The sequence below is a fragment of the Parvibaculum sp. MBR-TMA-1.3b-4.2 genome (assembly GCF_053628815.1).
On sequence record NZ_JBRJHC010000001.1, the window covers coordinates 3,310,902 to 3,333,379 of the forward strand.

At 61.9% G+C, this 22,478-nt stretch carries 23 protein-coding genes and 1 other RNA gene; 11 read left to right on the forward strand and 13 right to left on the reverse strand.

Translation table 11 applies throughout. The annotated features are described in order from the left end of the window. Positions 1–3 precede the first annotated feature (3 nt). The 6 genes from ACSSVQ_RS15820 to ACSSVQ_RS15845 form a co-directional block, all read right to left on the reverse strand. Positions 4–492, reverse strand: coding sequence for a thioesterase family protein (locus ACSSVQ_RS15820; RefSeq protein WP_293328719.1), 489 nt, complete (start codon positions 490–492; stop codon positions 4–6). 65 nt (positions 493–557) lie between these two features. After that, entirely contained in the window at positions 558–1,697 is a 1,140-nt protein-coding gene (locus ACSSVQ_RS15825; protein ID WP_454184297.1) for an ABC transporter permease, read from the reverse strand. After that, entirely contained in the window at positions 1,694–2,686 is a 993-nt protein-coding gene (locus tag ACSSVQ_RS15830) for an ABC transporter ATP-binding protein (RefSeq protein ID WP_454184298.1), read from the reverse strand. The genes ACSSVQ_RS15825 and ACSSVQ_RS15830 overlap by 4 nt, the downstream gene beginning before the upstream one ends. Then, entirely contained in the window at positions 2,679–3,641 is a 963-nt protein-coding gene (locus ACSSVQ_RS15835) for an HlyD family secretion protein (protein ID WP_454184299.1), read from the reverse strand. Before ACSSVQ_RS15835 ends, ACSSVQ_RS15830 begins: the two co-directional genes overlap by 8 nt. 3 nt (positions 3,642–3,644) lie before the next feature. Further along, positions 3,645–4,295, reverse strand: coding sequence for a TetR/AcrR family transcriptional regulator (locus ACSSVQ_RS15840; protein ID WP_454184300.1), 651 nt, complete (start codon positions 4,293–4,295; stop codon positions 3,645–3,647). 83 nt (positions 4,296–4,378) lie between these two features. Next, the gene (locus ACSSVQ_RS15845; protein ID WP_454184301.1) at positions 4,379–4,624 is read right to left on the reverse strand and encodes a DUF4169 family protein; all 246 of its coding nucleotides are present in this window, start codon (positions 4,622–4,624) and stop codon (positions 4,379–4,381) included. Between the two features lie 171 nt (positions 4,625–4,795). Here ACSSVQ_RS15845 and ACSSVQ_RS15850 point away from each other — a divergent pair, with 171 nt between their 5' ends. Beyond that, entirely contained in the window at positions 4,796–8,341 is a 3,546-nt protein-coding gene (locus ACSSVQ_RS15850) for an AsmA family protein (RefSeq protein ID WP_454184302.1), read from the forward strand. Between the two features lie 19 nt (positions 8,342–8,360). Here ACSSVQ_RS15850 and ACSSVQ_RS15855 read toward each other — a convergent pair whose 3' ends face one another. From ACSSVQ_RS15855 to ACSSVQ_RS15880, 6 genes are all read right to left on the reverse strand, one after another. Beyond that, entirely contained in the window at positions 8,361–8,594 is a 234-nt protein-coding gene (locus ACSSVQ_RS15855) for a ribbon-helix-helix domain-containing protein (RefSeq protein ID WP_293328726.1), read from the reverse strand. A 56-nt stretch (positions 8,595–8,650) separates the two neighbouring features. Continuing rightward, positions 8,651–10,042 carry a class II fumarate hydratase gene (fumC, locus tag ACSSVQ_RS15860; protein WP_454184303.1) on the reverse strand — a complete coding sequence of 464 codons (1,392 nt, stop codon included), beginning with the start codon at positions 10,040–10,042 and terminating at the stop codon, positions 8,651–8,653. Between the two features lie 97 nt (positions 10,043–10,139). Continuing rightward, positions 10,140–10,718, reverse strand: coding sequence for a pyridoxamine 5'-phosphate oxidase family protein (locus tag ACSSVQ_RS15865; RefSeq protein WP_454184304.1), 579 nt, complete (start codon positions 10,716–10,718; stop codon positions 10,140–10,142). 117 nt (positions 10,719–10,835) lie between these two features. Beyond that, a complete protein-coding gene (locus tag ACSSVQ_RS15870; RefSeq protein ID WP_454184305.1) occupies positions 10,836–11,351 on the reverse strand; it encodes an SspB family protein in 516 nt (171 codons plus the stop codon). A gap of 207 nt (positions 11,352–11,558) precedes the next feature. Beyond that, positions 11,559–11,936: a transfer-messenger RNA gene (gene ssrA, locus ACSSVQ_RS15875) on the reverse strand. A 12-nt stretch (positions 11,937–11,948) separates the two neighbouring features. Further along, the gene (locus ACSSVQ_RS15880; RefSeq protein ID WP_454184306.1) at positions 11,949–13,148 is read right to left on the reverse strand and encodes a dipeptidase; all 1,200 of its coding nucleotides are present in this window, start codon (positions 13,146–13,148) and stop codon (positions 11,949–11,951) included. Between the two features lie 192 nt (positions 13,149–13,340). Between ACSSVQ_RS15880 and ACSSVQ_RS15885 the strand changes: the two genes are divergently transcribed. The 10 genes from ACSSVQ_RS15885 to ACSSVQ_RS15930 all read left to right on the forward strand — a co-directional run bounded on the left by ACSSVQ_RS15885 (position 13,341) and on the right by ACSSVQ_RS15930 (position 21,229). Beyond that, positions 13,341–14,066: a DUF1287 domain-containing protein gene (locus ACSSVQ_RS15885; RefSeq protein WP_454184307.1), complete on the forward strand. Its 726-nt coding sequence runs from the start codon at positions 13,341–13,343 to the stop codon at positions 14,064–14,066. Positions 14,067–14,133: 67 nt separating this feature from the next. Next, on the forward strand, positions 14,134–14,928 hold the full coding sequence (locus ACSSVQ_RS15890; protein ID WP_454184308.1) for a thymidylate synthase: 795 nt from the start codon (positions 14,134–14,136) through the stop codon (positions 14,926–14,928). Between the two features lie 17 nt (positions 14,929–14,945). Further along, positions 14,946–15,119 (forward strand): hypothetical protein, encoded by a 174-nt coding sequence (locus ACSSVQ_RS15895; RefSeq protein WP_454184309.1) that lies wholly within the window; start codon positions 14,946–14,948, stop codon positions 15,117–15,119. Further along, positions 15,119–15,625 carry a dihydrofolate reductase gene (locus ACSSVQ_RS15900; protein WP_454184310.1) on the forward strand — a complete coding sequence of 169 codons (507 nt, stop codon included), beginning with the start codon at positions 15,119–15,121 and terminating at the stop codon, positions 15,623–15,625. The genes ACSSVQ_RS15895 and ACSSVQ_RS15900 overlap by 1 nt, the downstream gene beginning before the upstream one ends. Before the next feature lie 20 nt (positions 15,626–15,645). After that, entirely contained in the window at positions 15,646–16,446 is an 801-nt protein-coding gene (locus ACSSVQ_RS15905) for a dienelactone hydrolase family protein (protein ID WP_454184311.1), read from the forward strand. Between the two features lie 76 nt (positions 16,447–16,522). After that, positions 16,523–17,632 (forward strand): S-(hydroxymethyl)glutathione dehydrogenase/class III alcohol dehydrogenase, encoded by a 1,110-nt coding sequence (locus tag ACSSVQ_RS15910; RefSeq protein WP_454184312.1) that lies wholly within the window; start codon positions 16,523–16,525, stop codon positions 17,630–17,632. A gap of 8 nt (positions 17,633–17,640) precedes the next feature. Further along, entirely contained in the window at positions 17,641–18,483 is an 843-nt protein-coding gene (gene fghA, locus ACSSVQ_RS15915; protein WP_454184313.1) for an S-formylglutathione hydrolase, read from the forward strand. Further along, positions 18,480–19,778 (forward strand): flavin monoamine oxidase family protein, encoded by a 1,299-nt coding sequence (locus ACSSVQ_RS15920; protein WP_454184314.1) that lies wholly within the window; start codon positions 18,480–18,482, stop codon positions 19,776–19,778. Before fghA ends, ACSSVQ_RS15920 begins: the two co-directional genes overlap by 4 nt. 47 nt (positions 19,779–19,825) lie before the next feature. Next, positions 19,826–20,743, forward strand: coding sequence for an SMP-30/gluconolactonase/LRE family protein (locus tag ACSSVQ_RS15925; RefSeq protein ID WP_454184315.1), 918 nt, complete (start codon positions 19,826–19,828; stop codon positions 20,741–20,743). A gap of 138 nt (positions 20,744–20,881) precedes the next feature. Beyond that, the gene (locus tag ACSSVQ_RS15930; RefSeq protein ID WP_454184316.1) at positions 20,882–21,229 is read left to right on the forward strand and encodes a hypothetical protein; all 348 of its coding nucleotides are present in this window, start codon (positions 20,882–20,884) and stop codon (positions 21,227–21,229) included. Positions 21,230–21,296: 67 nt separating this feature from the next. On the opposite strand, the gene ACSSVQ_RS15935 is transcribed toward ACSSVQ_RS15930, so the two are convergent. Further along, the gene (locus ACSSVQ_RS15935) at positions 21,297–22,466 is read right to left on the reverse strand and encodes an Mrp/NBP35 family ATP-binding protein (protein ID WP_454184317.1); all 1,170 of its coding nucleotides are present in this window, start codon (positions 22,464–22,466) and stop codon (positions 21,297–21,299) included. Positions 22,467–22,478 lie beyond the last annotated feature (12 nt).

Genomic DNA, 22,478 nt, shown 5'->3' on the forward strand with positions numbered 1-22,478 from the left:
CCGCTATTTTTTCCGGATGCCGATGACGCGGCCCGCCTGTTCGGGGCGGGGCAGGGCGCGATGTGCGTCCATCAGCTTTGCAATGCGGGCCTGAATGTCCGGCGGGAACGGCGTCACCCGGCGCGTCTTCAGGCTTACATGGATACACATCTGTTCGGATGTGGCGGCCAGATAGCCTTCCGTGCCGTGATACATACGGCCGAAGACATGGATGCGTTTTTCGTCCGCGTCGAGTAGCTGATAGGTGATGCGAACCGGGTCGCCTTCGTTCAGTTCGGCGAGATAGCAGACATGGACTTCGGCGGTGAAGCCGGTGCCTTCCCCGGCTTGCGTATATTCCCAGCCGAACCCGAGATCGGTGAAGAGCCTGTCGAGCGCTTCGTCGAAGAGCAGGTGGTAATAGGCCATGTTCATATGGCCATTGAGATCGATCCACTCGCTCTCCACCTTGCGCGGCGGGCATTCGATCGGTTCGGCGGGGAAGTCCGTCATGCGTTTTCCGTCCCATATTGTTTGGGCGGCATGCTAACGGGACGGCGCCGCGCTGCCAATCGGCATCAATCCAGTGTCTGGCGGTAGCGGTTCAGCGCGATTGTCGAGATGACGACGAGAAAGAGAAGGATCGCGCCCGTATCCATCGCGATGTCCGCGATGCCGTTTCCCTTCAACAGAATACCGCGCACGATTCTCAGGAAATGGGTGAGGGGCAGCGCTTCGCCGATCCATTGCGCCCAGACGGGCATGCCGCGAAAAGGAAACATGAAACCAGACAGCAGGATCGACGGCAGGAAGAAGAAGAACGCCATCTGCATGGCCTGCAACTGATTGCGGGCCAGCGTGGAAAAGGTGAAGCCGACGGCAAGGTTCGCGGCGACGAAGACCAGCAATACGGTTGAAAGCAGAAAAAGACTGCCGACCATCGGTACGTTGAAGAGCACCCAGGCCGCGGCGAGCACGAAGGCGGTCTGAATGTATCCGACCATGATGTAGGGAATGATCTTGCCGGCCATCACCTCCAGGGGGCGAACCGGCATGGTGAGCAGGTTTTCCATCGTGCCGCGTTCGGTTTCGCGCGTTACCGCGAGCGCGGTGAAGATCACCATGGTCATGGTCAGGATCACGCCCAGCAAACCGGGCACGATATTGTATTGCGTGATGCCTTCGGGGTTGTAGCGCCGGTGGATGACGACATTGAAGGGGGGTGGTGTCGGCGACAAGGAGGCGAGGGGGCCCTTGAGGTCGTGTGTCAGGGCTTGCGTGCCGAGTTGCTGAAGCGCGGCAATCGCATTGCCAGTGGCGGCGGGGTCGGTGGCGTCGGCATCGAGCAGAAGCGCGGGGCGTTCGCCGCGTTGCAGTTTGCGCGAAAAGTCCGGCGGCACCTGGATGAGGAACTGCACCTTCCCGCGCCTTATGAGGTCGTTGGCCTGCTGCTCCGTTTCCGGATGGCTGACGATCCTGAAATAGCCGGTATTGGTCAGCGCTGCGGCGATGTCGCGTGTGAAGACCGAATGATCCTGTACGTAAAGCGCGGTCGGCAGGTCCTTGGGGTCGGAATTGATCGCATAGCCGAAAAGCAGGAGCTGCATCACGGGAATGGCAAGCATCATCGCAAAGGTCAGCCTGTCGCGGCGCATCTGAATGAATTCCTTGCGGATCATCGCGCCGATACGGCTTGGCGAAATGCGGCCCGGTTTCATGGCAGGGCCTCTTGCGCCTGTCCCGGGAAATTGTCGCTGGCGCTTTGCATCATGTGGATGAAAACGTCTTCAAGCGAGGGTTCGCCCTTTTTCCAGCTCAACCCTTCCTGGCCCCGATAGGGCTCCACCGCACGGTCGAGCGCACCTTCGCTGGATCCGCTGACATGAAGGGTGATGCCGAAGGGGGCAACCATTTCCACGCCGTTGCGGCCTTCCAGCTCATGCGCCAGCCGGAGGATCTGCCGCTGGTTCTGTCCGGTGACATGCCATGTGCAAAGCCCGGAATGCTCCACGACCTCGTTCACCGTGCCCTTGGTCAGCAATTGGCCATAGGCGAGGTAACAAATCTTGTGGCAGCGTTCCGCTTCATCCATGTAATGCGTGCTGACGAGCACGGTGAGGCCGTCCTGTGCGAGGCCATGGATTTCATCCCAGAAGTCGCGCCGCGCCTTGGGGTCGACGCCCGCCGTCGGTTCGTCGAGCAGCAGAAGTTTCGGCTCGTGCATCACGCAGGCCGCCAGGGCAAGGCGCTGTTTCCAGCCGCCCGACAGCGTACCGGCCAGCTGGTTCTGCCGATTGGCGAGGTTGAGTTTTTCGAGCGTCCTGTCGACCTTCTCGCGCCGGTCCGGCAATCCGAAGATCGCGGCAACGAAGTCGAGATTTTCGCGGATCGACAGATCCTCATAGAAGCTGAAGCGCTGGGTCATGTAGCCGACCTGCAGCCTGATCTCTTCGCTCTGGGTGAGGATGTCATAGCCTAGGCAGGTGCCTTTGCCTTCATCCGGGGTGAGCAAGCCGCACAACATTCGGATGGTCGTCGTCTTGCCGGATCCGTTCGGGCCGAGAAAGCCGTAGATTTCGCCTTCATGCACCTGCATGTCGACATGGTCCACCACCACCGTATCGCCAAAGGATTTGGTCAGGCCGTGGACGTCGATGACGAGGGGCGGGTCGTCGACGGGCGGCGGTGCACGGCGGGGCTCACTCATGCCCCGGCTCCAGCGTCACATCCACAGGCTGGCCGGGATGGAGTTTCGTGCCCGGCTTGTCGGGCCAGGCTTCCGCCATATAGACGAGCTTGCCGCGGGACTCGTTGGAATAGATGACCGGCGGCGTGAATTCGGAGCGGTCGGCGATGAAGCGGATCGTACCCTTCATGCCGTCGGAACAACTGTCGCAACTGAAGTGCACCTTGTCGCCGACATGTACGGCGCCCAGTTCTGGCTCGGGAATGAAGAAGCGGACCTTGATGTTTTCCGGCGGCAGGAGGCTCACCACGGGCTGGCTCGTCGCCGCGAATTCGCCGGGGCGGAACATGGTGTCTTCCACGCGCGCATTGGCGGGCGCGCGACCCTCGCGCCGGGAGAGGCGGTAATCGGCTTCCTCGAGTGCAGCCTTTGCAGCTTGCACATTGGCACGGGCCTGATCGATCCGGTCGGGGCGGGCGCCTTGCGTACCTGTTGCGATCTGCGCGGAGACATTCTTCAGCGTGGCGGCGGCTTCATCGCGTGTCGCGCGGGCGGCATCCACTACGGCTTGTGAGACATTGCCGTTTGCACGCAGCTTCGTCTTGCGGGTGAAGTCCAGCTGGGCGTTGCGCAGCGCGGCGCGGGCGCGGGTCCGTTCCGCGTAAAGCTGGTCGAGTTCGGCAGGGCGCAGGCCCTTCAGCAGGTCTTCAAGATTGGCCTTCGCCTGTTGGAGTTTCGCCTCGGCCTGGTCGCGGGCGGCTTTCTGTTGCGTGTTCTCCAGGGTGAAGAGCAGCTCGCCTGTGGTGACTTCATCGCCACGGGCGACGTCGACGCTTTTCACGATGCCGCCTTCAAGCGGTGCGACGCGCACATATTCGCCTTCGGCATAGCCTTGCCATGTGTCGGCGTTTTGGTTGTCGCAGGCGAGGAGAGGCAGCGCGGCCAGGCAGACGGAGAGGAGGGGGAGGAGGCGCATGATTTACGACTCCCTGTCCGCTGCAAGGCCGCGCTTTACGAATTCCAGATGCGACGCGAAGAGGGCTTCCGGATCGAACTGCGGTAATTCGCCGAATGTCTGGCGGCCGAGGCTGTTCATCAGGAAGGGGAAGACAATGCTCTGTACCGTCGCACTGGCGTCGCAGGGTCTGAACTCACCGGTCTTAATCCCCGCTTCGACGATGCGTGTCATCATGCCCAGACCTTTCAGAACGACGTGGTCGCGATGATAGCTACGTATCTCTTCGAAGTTTCCCGCCTCTGCGATCAGCGTCTTTACGATGGCGCGCAGCTCGGGCGTTTGTACGACCTCGTAGAGTTGGCGCAGCACGAGGTCGAGAAGCTCCGAATATCCGCCTTCGTAATTGTCGAGAAATGCCTCGATGCGGTCGACGCGGGCCTCGGCGAATTCGCGCACGGTGGCGACGAAAAGGTCCTGCTTGTTCTTGAAATAGAGATAGATGGTCGCCTTGCTCACTCCGGCGGCGTCGGCGATATCCTCCAGCCTGGTGGCGGCGAAGCCCTTGCGGGCGAACAGCTCGAGGCCGGCCCGCATGATTTCGCCGGGGCGTTCTTCGGAACGCCGCTGCCAGCGCGGTTCATCGGCGGAGAGGGAGGTGGGGTCGGCACTCATCGTTTCGATCCGTATATAACTGACTGTTCAGTTATATACGGTTTGGCGGAAATTCCGTCAATCCCCCTCGCAAATGGCGTGCGTCAGTCGGGTTTGTCGGGAGAATCTGGCAGGGGGGCGGGATGGTCGAGCTTCTTTTCGTCGAGTGAGCGCTCCGCCTTTTTCAGTTTTTCGCGGGCCGCTTTCTTCTCCACGCCGTTCCGCCCGAAGCGTATGCGATTGGCCTCGGCCTGTTCCTTTCGGGCCTTTCTTTCGTCACGCTGCTTGGCTGCGCGGGCCAATTTTCGGGCTGACGAAAAATTAACTACGTTTGGGTGCTTTTCAGACATGGTTTTCCCGATATAACCCGTGGAACATGCATCCATCCTCGTTACGGGGCCAAGCTTAAGCTTGGACGGGGAGTTGCGAAAGTTCAGTCGGCCGGGGTGGCCGGCAGGTGAGAATGAAAAGCGTCGCAGTGCGTGCGTTGCGAGCGATTCCGCGGGGGCTGGAGCGCGTCCTTGAACCAGATACTCACTTATATTGCCGGCGCGCTTGTCGTGTTGCTGATTGCGCTGCTTGTCGGTCCCAGCCTCGTGGACTGGAAGGACTTCCGGGCGGAGTTCGAACGACAGGCGTCGCGCATCACCGGGCATGATGTCACCATCGAGGGGGACATCCGGTTCCGCATCCTGCCTGCGCCCCGGCTGTCGCTCGGGCGTGTCACCATTGCCAACGCACCGGGTGCCGAAGCGCCGGCGCTTATGCGCATGGAGCAGATGGACGGCGAACTTGCACTGGCGCCGCTCCTTTCGGGCGATATCGAAGTCACGCGCATCAATATCGTGAAGCCGCGGGTAAACCTCGAAGTGGCGTCCGATGGCGTTGCCAACTGGAAAGACTTCGTGGAAGGCGCAGCGGCGTCGGAGGAAGGCGCGTTCTCTCTCGCATCGACCAGTCTGAAGGGCGCGAGTTTCAGCGACGGCTCGGTGACCTATGTCAATCGCACCAATGGCCGGACATGGCAGGCGACAGACGTCAGCGGTACGGTCAGCGCGCAGGCCCTGGTCGGGCCGATGCGGGCCGATGTGACTTTCACGTCGCACGACATACCGATGTCGGCAAGTGTCGTGCTGGGCAATTTCGGCGGCTCGAAGGCTTTCCCCGTCACGCTGGAGCTTGGGTTTCCGGCGTCGCAGGCTGCGTTCAAGTTCAGCGGTATCGCGACGGAGTTTTCCGCTGCGGCCCGTCTCGACGGCAAGGCATCATTGCTTCTCGGCGCGGCGCAGGACGGGGAGGCGAGCCCGGTCAGCCTGCAGGCGGGAATGGTCGCGCGCACCAGCTCCGTCACGCTGCGCGATATGGTGCTGTCGAGCGGCGGGACCTCCCTGAAGGGACGGGGACAACTCGACCTGACCGGAGAGCGCCCCGTATTCGAGGCGACGCTTGGCGGTGCAGGTTTCCGGGCCGATCGTCTCGCCGCGATCCTGATTGCCGATAGCGGCGCTGACAGTGCTGCGGAAGATGCGCCTTTCGCCTTGCTGAACCGATTGCCGCATCCGGCGGGGATTGACGGTACTCTCGATCTATCAGCGGGCGAATTGTTGCTGGGCGATTCCGTCTTCGCCGATGCAAAAGCCGATCTCGCGCTGGATCATGGCGTGTGGAAAATCGGTCAATTGTCTGCGGAAGCGCCGGGGCTGACGAAAGTCAGTGTCGGCGGCACGCTGACGGCGCCGGAAGAGGCGGGCGGGACTTCCGCTTTCGACGGCCAATTCTCGCTGGCCAGCCGCGACCTGGAAGGTTTTGCGGAATGGCTTCGTCGTGCGGGCATGGACGTGCCGCCGGACGCGGGTGAGACGACGGAGCCCGCTCCTGCGCCGAAAAGCCCGTCACCGCGCATATCCTTTACCGCGACCGGCAAGCTCGCGGCGACGCCGTCGAGCCTGAATGTCGAAGATCTCCGGGCCGGCTATTCGGCAGATGCGGCGCGGCCCGCGGTGATCGGCGATATTTCATATGAAGCGGCTTCGCGGCCCCGGCTTTCGGCGGAACTGGAGGCATCGGCCTTCGATCTGGACCCGTTGCTCGCCATGCTGCCGACTGACCGGGAAAAGGCGCTTCCCTTTTTCCGGACGCATGACGTGACGCTGAAATTCACGGCGGACGAGCTGACCGTGGCCGGCCAAACGGCAAGCAACATCTCCGCAGACGGCGCGCTTGAAAACAGGCGCCTGATCGTCAACGGCTTGTCCATCGGGGATTTGAAGGGCGCGGCGATCGGTTTCTCCGGCCGTCTCGACGGTTTGACCACGGGCGAGCGCGAGACTATTCGCGGAACCTTTTCCGGCAGCGTCAAGGCGGCGCGCTTCGGTGCGCTTCTGGATATGGCCGGATACGACGTGCACCGCTTCCCGGGCAATGTCGATATGACATTCGACGGGACGACCGGTGAGGCCGATGACAGCGACCGCCGCGTGGATACGCTTACCATGCGCGGCATGGTGAGCGGGGCGCGCGTGGATGCCCTCGTGAAACGCCATCATGGCGATGGCGGCAAGCTGGACGAACTCGAGATCATCGCCAATGCCGCGCATCCGGAAGGGCGCGAATTGCTGCGGCAGTTCGGTCTCGATCCCGCCGATACGCTGGAGGGCAGCGGAACCGCGTCGATCCGGATGGACGGAATAGGCGGGAACTACAAGACATCCTTCCGCGCCCATATCGGCGATGCCTCCTTCACCGCGGAGGGGGATGCGACAGATCCGTTCAGCAAGCTGCGGTTCGAGGGCAAGGTGAACCTTTCTGCCGGGCGTGCCGATACGGTGACGGCGGCCTTCGGCGCGACGGGCACGCTGTCGGACTGGATGCTTGCCCAGATGCAGGGTTCGGGGTTCGTCGGATCGGCCGATCTGGACTGGGACAAGGCGCATCTCTCCCTTACCGATCTCGAAACGGTGGCGGGCAATTTCCGCCTGTCGGGCAAAATGATCTACACCGCGCCTGCCGATGGCGAACCCGCCGATATTTCCGGGGACATAGAAACCAACCGGCTGAATGTCACGCCGCTGGCAGGGCTGGCGGCGCGGGCGGATGCTGCGACGGGAAGCGTCTGGTCGGCAAACGCCATCGACTGGCATATGCTCCGTGCTCTGAAGGGCAATATCGAGTTCAAATCCGGTCTGCTCACACTCGGACCGCTGGCTATGAAGGATGCGGAAGGCACGATTGGCATGGCGGATGGCGTGATGAACGTCTCGCCGCTTGTCGGCGACCTTGCCGGCGGGCGGGCCTCGATGAATGTGCGTTTCCATGCCGGCGGTGACGAACCGGGTGCGCTGGAAAAACAGGTCGAATTCACCGGCCTCGTCGAGGGGGCCGATCTGGCCAGCCTTTCCGGGCAGGCATTCGGGGCGTCGCCGGGCGAAGGACGCGCCACCGTCAATCTGCATATTGCCGCGAAAGGATTGAGCTGGCTTTCGCTTGTCGGGTCGGCAAGCGGCGAGGGTCAGATCCGGCTGGAGGATACCGTGCTGCATCCGCTGGATGTGGACGGCTTCGGCAAAGCGCTTGGACAACTTGAGGACATTGAGGCGTTCGATGGCGTGGTGAAGAATGTGCTGCTCGCGGGCAACACTTCGGCCGGGGATATTGCCGGTCCGTTCACGCTCAAGGACGGTGTCGCCTCCTTCGAGGATGACGAAGTGGCGCTGCAGGGCGGTAAAGGGAAACTCGCTGCGTTCTACGATCTGTCACGGCTTGGCGCGGATGCCGAACTGACGGTGACCGGCGACCAGCCCGCAGAGAGCCCGGCCTATTCGGTGAATGCGGCGGGGCCGCATGGCGGGATCGCCGTTTCCACGGACACGGCCCGGCTTGAAAGCCATGTGTCGTCGCTCATTCTGGCGGGGCAGGCGGAAAAGCTCGGCGTCGATCTGCCCGCCGACATCCGGAACATGATAACGCCGCCGTCGTCGAAATCCCCGACGGACCCAAAAGAGCCTGCGAACGACAATGAGACCGGCGCGGCTACGGCACCTGTGCCGGTGGCGCGGCCCTCGAACTGATTGCCGGTCAGCCTGTAAGTCAGTCCGTCGGGCAGCTGTCGCGATTGCGGAAATTCTCGAACACATAGATGCGCACGGCGCTGGAGAGGTTTCCCTCTCCACCGCGTTCGGCGTCGATGCGGCGTACGAGTTCGTTGACGGAGATTTTCTGCGAGCAGGCGAGTTCCTTCAATCCGTCCCAGAAGGGCGGTTCGATGGAGATGCTGGTGCGGTGGCCCGCAATGGTGACCGACCGTTTGATCTCGCCTTGCATGAGCGTCTCCTGTGCCGCGCCGGTTCGCCGGATGACGACCCGGCGCGGGAAGGGGATCAGTTCGGAGAAATCATCTTCTCCGGACGGACATATTCGTCGAATTCTTCATTCGTTACATAGCCGCCGCCGACTGCTTCCTCGCGCAGCGTGGTGCCGTTCTTGTGCGCGGTCTTGGCGATCTTGGCGGCGTTGTCATAGCCGATCTTCGGCGCCAGCGCGGTGACCAGCATGAGCGAGCGTTCCAGCCCCTGCTTGATGTTTTCCTCGCGCGCCTCGATGCCGACCACGCAATTGTCGGTGAAGGAGATCGCGGCGTCGGAGAGAAGCTTCACCGATTGCAGGAAGTTGTAGGCCATCATCGGATTGTAGACGTTCAACTCGAACTGGCCCTGGCTGCCGGCAAAGGAAAGCGCGGCATTATTGCCGTGCACATGGGCGCAGACCTGCGTCATCGCCTCGCACTGGGTCGGGTTCACCTTGCCCGGCATGATGGAGGAGCCGGGTTCGTTTTCCGGCAGGGACAGTTCGCCGAGGCCCGCGCGCGGACCGGAGCCGAGATAGCGGATGTCGTTGGCGATCTTGAAGCAGGCCATCGCGGCCGACGTGATCGCGCCATGCGCGAAGACCATGGCGTCATGCGCGGCCAGCACTTCGAACTTGTTGGGCGCGGTGACGAAGGGCAGGCCGGTGATGCCGGAGACCTTTTCGGCCACTTTTTCGGCAAAGCCCACAGGCGCGTTGAGGCCAGTGCCGACGGCGGTGCCGCCCTGGGCGAGCTGGCAGAGACCGGACAGCGTCAGTTTGATGCGGGCGATGGCCGATTTCACCTGTTCGGTGTAGCCGGAGAATTCCTGGCCGAGCGTCAGCGGGGTCGCGTCCTGCGTGTGGGTGCGGCCGATCTTGATGATGTGGTCGAATTCCTTCTGCTTGGCCTCCAGCGCTTTTGCCAGATGTTCGAGCGCGGGCAGCAGGGAATGCGTTACTTCCTCGGCGCAGGCGATGTGCATGGCCGTCGGATAGGTGTCGTTGGACGACTGCGACATGTTCACATGATCGTTCGGATGCACGGGCTTCTTGGAGCCCTTCTCGCCGCCCAGCATCTCAATGGCGCGGTTGGAGATCACCTCGTTCGAGTTCATGTTGGACTGGGTGCCGGAGCCGGTCTGCCAGACGACCAGCGGGAAATGATCGTTGAGCTTGCCGTCGATCACTTCCTGGGCTGCGGCGACGATGGTCTTGCCGAGTTCGGGGTCGAGGCGGCCGAGTTCCATATTCGCTTCGGCGCAGGCGCGCTTCACGATGCCGAGGGCGCGGACGACCGAAAGAGGCTGCTTTTCCCAGCCGATCTTGAAATTGCCGAGCGAGCGCTGGGCCTGTGCCCCCCAATATTTGCTGTCGTCGACTTCAATCGGGCCGAAAGTATCGGTTTCGGTGCGGGTCTTGGTCATTGGCTCGGGTCCTCGCGCTCACGGATAAGGGATGGCCGGTGATTTATCACGCGGGGAGGAGGGGGCCAAGAGAGGGGCTTGGGAAGGGCCGCGAGCGCTATTCGGACGCTGCGTCCGTATCCTCGGCGACGGGCAGCCCGGTCGGCAGGCCGTCCATGCTGGTCAGGTTCTTTTTCCGCCAATAGGCCTTGATGCCGTCCTCGCCCTGGTTGATCGCCCAGTTTGTGAGCGAGGGCCGCTCTCCCTTGTAGTCGTGAAGGGGGACGCCGTAGCCGCAGGAGGTCTGGACGAGGTCGATATCGAGCACGACGATCTGGCGCGCGCCGGGCGGCTCGTCGCCATTGAAGGCTGAGGCCAGCAGATCGGCATATTCCGGCGATCCGCGATGCAGCACCTTGCCCTTGCCATAGAGGCGCAGGATCAGGGGCGGTCCCTCGAAGGCGCAGAACATGACGGTCAGCCGCCCGTCAGCTTTCAGATGGGCGGAGGTTTCGTTGCCGCTGCCCGTCCGGTCCATGTAGCAGACATGGGTTTCATCCAGCACGCGCAGCCCGTCGAGGCCCTTGGGCGAGAGATTGACGCGCGAATCCCCCGTCGCGGAAGCCGTGAAGAAGATGTGCTGCCGCTCGATGAAGTCCCGGTGGTCGGGCTCGATATGAGAAAACTGCTTTGCCATGGAGAAAGCCTAGCGCCGTGGGGCAGGGGCTTCCAGCGGGATCGCCGCCCGTCTGCGCAAAGCATTTTGCGTCAACGGGCGTCAAAATGGGGGGATTGGAGGGCGCCAATGGCCCCGTTATTTCTTCCGGAACGCGTCGAGGCTCACCACTTCGCCCGTGGCTTCTTCCTCGGGCTCGGCATTTTCTTCCTTTACCAGCGGCTCTTCCATGCTGCGGGACGCCTCCGCGGCGGCGGGCTGGTCGCCCGTCTCCGGCGCGGCCTCGCTGCCGGGTGCGCCTTCCACATTGAACTGGAGGCCGAACTGTACGCTGGGGTCGAAAAACCCCTGCACGGCGGCATAGGGCACGACCAGACGTTCGGGCACCTTGTTGAAGGTGAGATCGACGGAGAAATAATCGTCCAGCACTTCGAGGTTCCAGAACTGGTGCTGGAGCACGATCGTGATTTCTTCGGGGTACTGGCTGCGCAGCCGCTCGGAGATTTCGACGCCCGGTGCGCCTGTGCGGAAGGAAATGTAGAAGTGATGCTCGCCCGGCAGGCCTTCGTCGCGCGCGATCCTGAGCGCCTTGCGGATCACCCCGCGCAGTGCTTCCTGCGCCAGCAGATCGTATCGCATCTGATCTTCGGACAAGTCACTTCCCCTGAGTTTGCTTTTCGGCGCAGCCGACTCGGTGCGCGACAGAAATGTTCCAGCGATTCAAGCAGCCTTATCGCACAACGTCCAGCCGATGCGGGGTTATTGGCGGGCAGGCGCCGTAGAACGCGTAATCGGTGTGTCGTAACGGACAGTGTCTCGTTCCGCAACGGCATCGAAAATGAGCGCTCGCGCCATAATGAAAGTGGAGGCTTCTGTTGCCAGGTGCCTCCGAACCCCGCCTTACCCTGCTACAGGCAAGGACTTAAAAGAGGTTGTCGCACTGCATTACGCAGCGAGACGTGCCTCAGCATAGTTGTCGTTGGCAACTATTGAATCGGCCCGATAACGGCGGAACCATGCCGAGCAGAAGAGAAGTCTTTACGCCCTCGTCGATCCTGTTTCGCCCCCAGAATGGTGCCGGCTGACCGGCAACACGCTCCTGCATTCGCAGGGAATCTGGTGGAGGCGCCGGGTACTGCCCCCGGGTCCGATGGGTTTATTACACAACCAGTTTACCGCCATAGTCGGAACAAGTCCGACAAGGGGAATATAGGGTCAAAGGCCGCGCTTTTAAAGAGATATGACAGGCGGTCATGCACCGTCTTTCAGGGGTTCTGCGGGTTTCGACGGGAGGTTTTCCCGCATGAAGCGGACGATGTTGCCGCCCATCACCTTGGCGATCTCGTTTTGGGTGAAACCGGCTTCCATCATTTCGCGCGTGAGGACGGCGAGCTCGGAGACATCGAATGTCGTGCCGACCGCGCCGTCGAAGTCGGAGCCGAGCGCCACATGGTCCTCCCCCAGAAGGTCGATCGCATAGCGGATCGCCTTCACGACGCCGGCGGGGCTTGCATCGCAGACGGCGCCTTTCCAATAGCCGACCCCGACAAGACCGCCCGCCGCGGCGACCTGCTGCATCAGCGTATCGGAGATATTGCGCGGGCTGTCGCAGGCGCCCTTGATGCCGGTATGGGAGATCAACATCGGGCGGGTCGCGGACGCAAGCACGTCGGTCACGATGGCGGGGGAGGAGTGGGCAAGGTCGACGATCATGCGGCGGTCTTCCATCGCCCGCAGGACATTGCGCCCGAATTCGGTCAGCCCGCCATCGCTCTTGCCATGGAGCGAGCCGCCCAGCTCATTGTCGAAGAAGTGATGCAGGCCGATCATGCGATAGCCCGAGCGGTAGAAATCCTCGACATGGGCGATATCGCCTTCCAGAGGGTGCCCGCCTTCCATAGCTAGAAGACCGCCCACCACATCGCGGCCTTGCGCGCGGGCGGCGAGAACGGCTTCGAGGTCCTCGCGCCAGCGGACGATTGCCAGCCGGCCCTCCGAGCGGCGTTCAGCATCGTCGAGTTTTCCGGCCTGGTAGATCGCGCGCTCATAGAGACTTGTCCATGTGCGGGCGGGCCAGCGCTGCGCAACCGACAGAGGAGAAACGACATCCGAGCCCGCATCGTTTTCTTCGTAGTTCTGGCCCATCGGGACCTTGGTCACGACGGAGAAAACCTGGAGCGCGACATTGCCGTCGATCAGGCGGGGCAGGTCCACATGGCCGTCATCGGCGCGGTCCAGCGGATCGCGTATCCAGAGCAGCGTGTCGGCGTGGAGGTCGGCGACGACCAGCCCCTGATGCAGCCGCGTGATTTCCTGCGGAATGTCATAAGGCTCGTGATCGGCGACGCGATTGATCGTTCCGTCCAGCATATAGGGCAGGAGGAAGAAGCCACCGACGAGCAGAATGACCAATGCCGCGAGGCCGCCGAGGAGGAAGCGTTTCAGTTTCATGACGTATTTTGTTCCTCAGGGTAAGCAGTGTCCCTTGAAATCATTGGACTTTTCGCTGCTTCGATTAAGCTGTGCACGCTGGCGTGTGAACGAGTGTCACGCTACAATTTCCCCACATCGATTGACTGATATCGATACGCTTCGTCAAGTGGTCCGGGCCGGGGTCTGCGACCGGATGAGCGGGGGGTACAGATGGCGCGGGACAGAACCGGCGACAACCGGTTTCATAGCACGAGACGGGTCTTTCTGACGGGGCTGCTGGCCAGTGCCGCTGCCGGTTGTGCATCCGCGCCCAAATCCAGTGTCCAGTGGATCGACCCTGAAACGGTGCGCGCCCGGCGGCTCATCCGCGCGGCGGAAGCGCAGGTCGGTGTGACCACGGCTTATGACGGTGACTATCGGAAAATCGGTTTTCCGGGCGGCGACGTGCCGGAGAATATCGGCGTCTGTACCGATGTGATCGTCCGCGCCTATCGGCAGGCCTTCGGGCTCGATCTCCAGCGCCTTATTCATGAGGATATGGTTGCCCATTTCGAGGCCTATCCGAACCTGCCGAAATGGGGGCTCAGCGCGCCCGATCCCAATATCGACCATCGGCGCGTGCTGAATATGCGGACCTTCTTCCAGCGCTACGCGCAGAGGCTGCCGATTTCGTCCCGTCCGATGGTCTATCGGCCCGGTGACATCATCACCCAGTCGGACGGCAAAACCTTCAACCATGTGGCGATCGTCACCGACAAGCTGTGCTGGAGCGGCAAGCGCTATGAGCTTGTCCATAATGTCTCCCGGGGGACGCAGGTGAACGACATGCTGTTCGCCTATCCGATCAACGGGCATTTCCGCTTTCTGCCGCCGCCGGAAGCGGCCGATATGCCCGTCGCGGCGCTTAAATCCTATCTGAGCCGCGCCCGGGTCTGATTTTTCCGAACGACTCGCCCGAATCTCTCCTTTGCGGCTAAACTCGGATGAAACCGAGGATACCGCCATGCAGCAATATCTGGACCTGATGCGCCTTGTGAAAGAGCAGGGCGTCACCAAGACCGACCGGACGGGGACGGGGACCAAAAGCGTCTTCGGTCATCAGATGCGCTTCGATCTGTCGAAGGGCTTTCCGCTGGTCACGACCAAGAAGCTGCATCTCAAATCCATCGTCCATGAGCTTCTTTGGTTCATCGCGGGCGATACCAATATCGAGTACCTCAAGAAGAACGGGGTTTCGATCTGGGATGAATGGGCGGACGAGAATGGCGATCTCGGCCCCGTTTACGGCCACCAGTGGCGTTCATGGCCGACACCTGATGGCGGCAAGATCGACCAGCTTAAGAACCTGCTGGACCAGATCGCGACCAATCCGGATTCGCGCCGTCTCATTGTGTCGGCGTGGAACGTGGCAGATGTGGACAACATGGCGCTGCCGCCCTGCCATTGCCTGTTCCAGTTCTATGTCGCCGACGGCAAGCTCTCCTGCCAGCTCTATCAGCGTTCGGCGGACATCTTTCTCGGCGTGCCGTTCAACATCGCGTCCTATGCGCTTCTCACCATGATGGTCGCGCAGGTGACGGGGCTCGAGGCGGGCGATTTCGTGCATACTTTCGGCGATGCCCATCTCTATCTCAATCATATGGAGCAGGCCGAGCATCAGCTCGCGCGCGATCCGCGCCCGCTGCCGCAGATGAAGCTCAATCCGGATGTGACGAGCCTTTTCGACTTCACCTATGACGATTTCGAACTGGTCGGTTACGACCCGCATCCGCACATCTCCGCGCCGGTCGCGGTATGATCCGGGTGACATGACCAATGGCGGGGTGGGCGCGCAAGCTGGCGCTGATCCTGTTGCTCGTCGTGACGCTCGCGCTCGCCGCGTTCGCCTTGTTCATCATTCTGGAGAACACGCGCCCGCTGCATCCGGAGAAGTTCCGCGACCGGGTGTATTCGGCGCTGCCGATAGCTGACACGAAAGACCTTGCCTGATGACCAAACTCGCACTTGTCGTCGCCATAGCCGAAAACGGCGTGATCGGGCGCGACAATGGCATGCCCTGGCGGCTGTCCGGCGACATGGCCTTTTTCAAGCGCGTTACCATGGGCAAGCCGGTCGTGATGGGCCGCAAGACATGGGAGTCGCTGCCGAGGAAACCGCTGCCGGGACGAACCAATATCGTCGTGACGCGGGATGAGAGCTACAAGGCGGAAGGCGCGGAAGTCTTCACCGATGTGGCGGAAGCGGTCGCCCACGGGATCGACCTCGCCAGGGAGAGCGGCGCGGCGGAAGTTGCGGTGATCGGCGGGGCGCAGATCTATGCCGAAACCATCGATGCCTGCGACCGGCTCTACATTACCGAAGTCCATGCGACGCCGGAGGGCGATACGCATTTTCCGGATTTCGACCGGAGCGCATGGCGAGAAGTGTCGCGCGAGCGGCATGAAGCGGGCGAGAAGGATAGTGCGGCCTATTCCTTCGTGACGCTCGAAAGATAAGAGACAGGAGGGGGAGGAAGATGACTTCAAGTGACATGCAGATGGCAACGTCGCTGCAATATGTGACGTTTCCGTCGCTGCACGACGAGCCGCTCGCCATTGCGGCGCGCATGGCCGTGCCGGCGAAAGAAGGGAAGAAACCCGCTGTCATCATCCTGCATGGCTCGGCGGGGCCGTCTGCGCGGGAGACCGGCTATGCCGATGCGCTCAATGCTGTGGGGATCGTGACGCTAGAGCCCGATCTCTGGTCGGCGCGCGGCACCGGCGGCGGCTCGGAAGGGCGCCCCAAAACGGTGATCGAGACATTGCCGGATGTTTACGGCGCGCGCGCCTTTCTCGCGGCTCATCCCGAAGTCGATGGAACCCGCATCGGCGTGATGGGCTTTTCCTTCGGCGGCGTGGCTTCCATGCTGGTCGCCACGCACGCGCAGAATGATCTCTTTCTGAAGAACGGGCATTTCAAGGCCATGATGCCGGTCTATCCGGTCGCCTCCGCCTATAACCGCGTGCCCGGTTTCGAGTTCGGCGATCTTGTCGACGCGCCGGTCATGATGGTGACGGGCGAGCTCGACGAGTATGACGACGACCCGGAAGCCGGGCCGAAACTCGTCGCCTCCCTCAAGCCGGAGGATGCGGCGAAGATCACTGTTCATGTGATGAAGGGCGCGCATCATTGCTTCGACATGCCGGGGGCGAATGTGGTGGTGACCGACCCGGTCTCTCATCGCGGCGCGGGCGGCGAGGTGCATATGATTTTCAATGAAGAGGCCATGGAGACCGCGCACAAACTGGCCGTCGATTTCTTTTCGGGCGCTTTGTGAGTTTCGGGCCGTTCGGCGCTTGAGTGCCGATGTTCCTGTTGTCAGAATGCGCCCTCCCCAAAACCGAGGTGATGTGATGGATGTAAAAGCGGCGGTGGCTTTCGAAGCCGGCAAACCCCTTGAAATCGAAACGGTGCAGCTTGAAGGCCCGAAAGAGGGCGAGGTGCTGGTCGAGATCAAGGCGACGGGCATCTGTCATACGGACGCCTTCACGCTTTCCGGCGCGGACCCGGAAGGCCAGTTCCCTGCCATTCTCGGTCATGAAGGCGCGGGCGTGGTGGTCGATGTCGGTCCGGGCGTGAAGTCGCTCAAGAAGGGCGATCATGTCATTCCGCTCTACACGCCGGAATGCCGTGAGTGCAAAAGCTGCACGAGCCACAAGACGAACCTCTGCACCTCCATCCGCGCGACGCAGGGCAAGGGCGTGATGCCGGACGGCACCAGCCGCTTCTCCTACAAGGGCAAACCCATTCTGCATTACATGGGCTGTTCCACCTTCGCCAATTACACGGTGCTGCCCGAGATCGCGCTCGCCAAGGTTCGTGAGGACGCGCCCTTCGACAAGATCTGCTACATCGGCTGCGGCGTGACGACGGGCGTGGGGGCGGTCGTCTTCACCGCGAAAGTCGAGCCCGGCGCCAATGTCGTGGTGTTCGGTCTCGGCGGTATCGGCCTCAATGTCATTCAGGGCGCGCGCATTGCGGGCGCGGACAAGATCATCGGCGTCGATCTCAACCCGGCGCGCGAAGAGATGGCGCGCAAATTCGGCATGACGCATTTCGTCAATCCCAAGGAGGTGGACGGCGACGTCGTTGCGCATCTCGTGGAACTCACCGATGGCGGCGCGGATTACAGCTTCGAATGCATCGGCAATGTGGATGTGATGCGCCAGGCGCTTGAATGCTGCCATCGCGGTTGGGGCGAGAGCATCATCATCGGCGTGGCGGGCGCGGGGCAGGAGATTTCCACGCGCCCCTTCCAGCTCGTCACGGGCCGCGTCTGGAAGGGCACCGCCTTCGGCGGCGCGCGCGGGCGTACCGATGTCCCGAAGATCGTGGACTGGTACATGGACGGCAAGATCGATATCGACAGCCTCATCACCCACAAAATGCCGCTTGAAGACATCAACAAGGCGTTCGATCTGATGCATGAGGGGAAATCGATCCGCTCCGTCGTCGTCTATTGAGGTCGTCAATGAGTATCGAAATTCTGGAAGAGCATCGCTGTTTCGACGGCGTGCTGAAGGTCTGCCGCCATGCGTCTCAGGCGACGGGCACCGATATGCGGTTTTCCGCTTATGTGCCGGATGGCGACGGGCCTTTTCCCGTCGTCACCTGGCTCTCCGGGCTCACCTGCACGGAAGAAAACTTCACCACCAAGGCTGGCTCCTATGGCACGGCCAGTGCGCTGAAGCTCATCGTCATCGCGCCGGATACGAGCCCGCGCGGTGAGGGCGTCGCCAATGACGAGGCTTACGACCTCGGGCAGGGCGCAGGCTTTTATATCGATGCGACGGAAAAGCCCTGGGCGCCGCATTTCAGGATGCAGAGCTACATCACCGAAGATCTGCATGCCGTCATTGCGGCGAACTTCCCGGCGGATATGTCGCGTCACGGCATTTCCGGCCACTCCATGGGCGGTCATGGCGCGCTGACGCTCGCGTTGAAGCGGCCCGATCTTTACCGCTCCGTTTCCGCCTTCGCGCCTATCGTCTCGCCGACGCGCTGTCCCTGGGGCGAAAAGGCGTTCACGGCCTATCTCGGTTCCGACCGCGAGGCATGGAAGGCGCATGATGCCTGCCTGCTCATCGAAGGCGGTGCGGCGAAGGGGCATTTCGACGAGATCCTCGTCGATCAGGGGCTCGGCGATAATTTCCTCGAAAAGGAATTGAAGCCCGAACTTCTGGAACAGGCATGTGAAAAGGCAGGGCAGGGGCTCACGCTTCGGCGGCAGCCCGGTCATGACCATTCCTATTATTTCATTCAGTCCTTCATCGCGGATCATCTGACCTTTCATGCAGACAGGCTGAAGCGATGAGCGAGCTATTCGACGTCGTCATCGTCGGTGCGGGGGCGGCGGGGCTTTCCGCCGCGCGGCAGGCGCGTGAGATGGGCCTCAGCTTCAAGGTCTTCGAGGCGAAGAACCGCATTGGCGGGCGTACCTTCACCGACACGACCAGCCTCGGCATGACATGGGACCGGGGCGCACACTGGCTTCATTCGGCCGACGTTAATCCGCTGACGAAGATTGCCGACGAGCTCGGCCATCCCTATCACCGGCACGACGAAGGTTCGTTCTATCGCCATCTCTTTCTCGGTCAGAAGGCGGGCCGTCCCGTTTGGGCCGATATGGAGGCCTATACGGCCTATCGTGACGAGTTCGAATCCGCCTATGACGTCGCGCATGTTCAGGGCGAGGCGGGTGAGGATATTCCGGTTTCGCAGACGCTCGATGCGCCCGCGCGCTTCTATCGCATCACCCGTCATCTTTTTCAGGCGATTTGCGGCGCCGATCCGGAAGAGTTGTGTGCCGTCGATTTCGCCCGCTATTCGGATACGGAAAAGAACTGGCCGCTGGAACGTGGTTATGGCGCACTGATCGCCGCTTATTTTGCCGACATTCCCGTGACGCTTTCCTGTCCTGTGCATCGTATCGACATGACGGGCGCCAATGTGAAAGTCGCAACGGAAGAGGGAACGGTGGAGGCGAAGTCCGTCATCGTCACCGTTTCGACCAATGTGCTCTCCTCAGGGGCCATCCGCTTCTTGCCGCAACTGCCGGCCCGAACGCAGGAGGCGCTGGAAGGCGTGCCGACCGGTCATGCCAACAAGGTCGCCTTCGCGTTCAAACGCGAGGTGTTCGGCCTGCCTGAGATGTCGCATCCATTGGCGATCGACGAGAAGAAGCCGGCGCGGCCTGCGCTTTCCTTTCAGATCCGGCCGTTCGGGCACAATATGGCCATCGCCTATTTCGGCGGGTCGGAAGCTGCCGATCTCGAACGGGCGGGCCGCGACGTCATGATTGCGCATGCGCGCGGCATGTTGGGCGACATGTTCGGGACCGACATCTTCAAGGAAATGAGCGGCGTTGAATCGACCGCCTGGACGACGGATTCGCATACGCTCGGCGCCTATTCTTATGGAAAGCCCGGCAAGAGCGACATGCGGGAGCGGTTGTCGGAGCCTGTCGGCGACCGCCTGTTTTTCGCAGGAGAAGCGGTGCCGCTCGACTGGTATTCCACCGTGCATGGCGCGTATGTGAGCGGCATGTCCGCTACGCAAAAAGCCGCGCATTATCTCGGGCGAGGCGTTGCAGGAGAGGCATCAGCCTGAGAAGATACCTCCCATCAAAAATCAATAAATCGCCATGGGAGGATCAAATGGCAGAGATGAAACTGATCGCGGACGGCCTGAAATTTCCGGAAGGCCCGATCGCCATGCCCGACGGCAGCATCGTGCTTGTCGAAATCGCGGCGGGCCGTCTCACCCGCGTCACGCCGGACGGCAAGAAGGAAGTGATTGCGGAGCCGGGCGGCGGACCGAACGGCGCGGCCATCGGTCCGGATGGCAAATGCTATGTCTGCAACAATGGCGGCTTCAACTGGCACGAACAGGATGGATTGCTCATCCCGGGCGACATTGCCGATGATTATTCCGGCGGCCGCATCGAGCGGATCGACCTCGACACCGGCAAGGTCGAAGTTCTCTACACGGAAGTAAATGGCGAACCGCTGAAAGGGCCGAACGACATCGTGTTCGACAAGTCGGGCGGGTTCTGGTTCACCGATCTCGGCAAGGGCCGTGGCCGTGTGCAGGATCGCGGCGGCCTTTATTACGCCAAGACAGACGGATCGATGGTGAAGGAAGCCGTTTTCCCGATCACGAGCCCGAACGGCGTCGGCCTGTCGCCGGACGAGAAGACGGTTTTCGTGGCCGACACGATCCCGGGCCGTCTCTGGGCCTTCGACATCACAGGCGAGGGCGAGGTCGCGCCGAGCGAGGGGCCGCTCAACGGCCGTTTCGTCGGATCGCCTGCCGGTCTCAACTATTTCGATTCGCTGGCGGTGGATGCCGACGGCAATGTTTGCGTGGCGACGATCTTCAATTCCGGCATCACCATTTTCGCGCCGGATGGATCGAGCATCCGCCACTTCCCGACCGACGATCTCATCACCACCAATATCTGCTTCGGCGGCAAGGATCTGAAAACGGCGTACATCACGCTGTCCACGACGGGCCGTCTCGTGGCCACGGAGTGGGAGCGGCCGGGTCTCGCGCTCAACTTCCTCAACAAGTGAGTTGCTCTGTGTGATCTAGCTGTTTCGGGTACGGAACATTTGTTCCGGCCTCCCGTTAACCATGTCAGGATGCCCGCGCCCGAGGAGGAGTACACCCCGAAACCGGGGCGGGCATTCAACATTTCAGGGAGGAGAAACATGCGCCTTATTTTCAGCGCGGCCATTGCGTTGCTCATGCTGACAGGCGGGGCCTATGCTGCCGACGCATTTGCGAATTTCTACGGGAATACCGTCAAGATCACGAGCCCGGCGGGCGACCGGACCGTGGTCATCAACGAGGACGGCACCTATACCAACACCATGGCTGACGGGAGCACGGTTTCCGGTACCTGGACGAATGAAGACGGCAATGCCTGCTTCAAGCAGGACGGCAGCGACGCCGAGCCGTATTGCACACCGGCCGAGGCCCGTGACGTCGGCGAAAGCTGGGAGATCACCGCGCCGGACGGCACGACGGAGCAGGCGGCGCTGGTTGCCGGCAACTGATCCGGGGGGGCCCGACGCATGAATTGGGCCGGCCCGTCTTCGGGCCGGCCTTTGCTTTTCGCGTTTGTCAGGTCTCGATCGAGATGCGCGGCGCCTGGCGCGCGCCGCCGCCAAGGGCCTGGTCGATATGACCGGCAACCTTTTGCGCAATGTCGATGAACGGTCGGGCTTCCTCGCTCTCGGGCGCGGTGGCCGTAACGGGGGCGCCGCCGTCGGAGGTTTCGCGAATGGTCATGTGAAGCGGGATTTCGCCGAGGAAGTCGCAGCCCAGCGTCTCTGCCATCTTTCGGGCGCCGCCCTGGCCGAAGATATAGGAGCGCTCGCCTGAGTCCGGGCTCACGAAATAGGCCATGTTCTCCACGATGCCGAAGACGGGCACATGGGTCTTTTCGAACATGGCAACGCCCTTGCGCGCGTCGATCAGGGCGATTTCCTGCGGCGTTGAGACGATCACGGATCCCGTCAGCGGTATGCGCTGGGCGATGGTCAACTGCGCATCGCCGGTGCCGGGCGGCATATCTATCACCAGCACGTCGAGTTCGCCCCAGTTCACGTCGCTCATCATCTGCATGAGCGCGCTCTGCACCATGGGGCCGCGCCAGATCATGGGCGTGTCCTCTTCGACCATGTAGCCGATCGACATGGTCTTGATGCCGTAATTCTCTTTCGGCTGGATTTTTTTGCCGTTGCTTTCCGGCTTGCCCTTGAGCCCCATCATGCGGGGGATGGAGGGGCCGTAGATGTCGGCGTCCAGCAGCCCCACCTTGCGGCCGAGATGGGAGAGCGCCAGCGCCAGATTGACCGCGACGGTGGATTTGCCCACGCCGCCCTTGCCGGAAGCGACGGCGATAATGGCTTTCACGCCCGGAATTTCGAGTCTGCCTGCCTGCTGCTCACCCTGGGCGCCTCCCGGCCGGCCGTGTGAATGTCCGGCATGCGCGCCCTGCTGCTGCGGTGCGGAAGGCGTGTCGCTATGGGCCGTCAGCACCGCGGTGACGCTCAAAATGCCGGGAATTGCCCGCACGGCCTCTTCGCAGGCCTTCCGGAGCGGTTCCTTTTCCGCCCCCTTGGCCGGATCGACCTCTATCGAGAAGCCTACATGCCCTTCGCGGAGCACGACCCCTTGGATTATGCCTGCCGAGACCACATCTTTTCCCAAGTCTTTATCGGTGACGCGGGAGAGCGCGGAGAGAATGTCTTCTTTTGTCGGTGTCGGCTTTTGGGTCGAAGACGTCATGGGTGGCCTGTC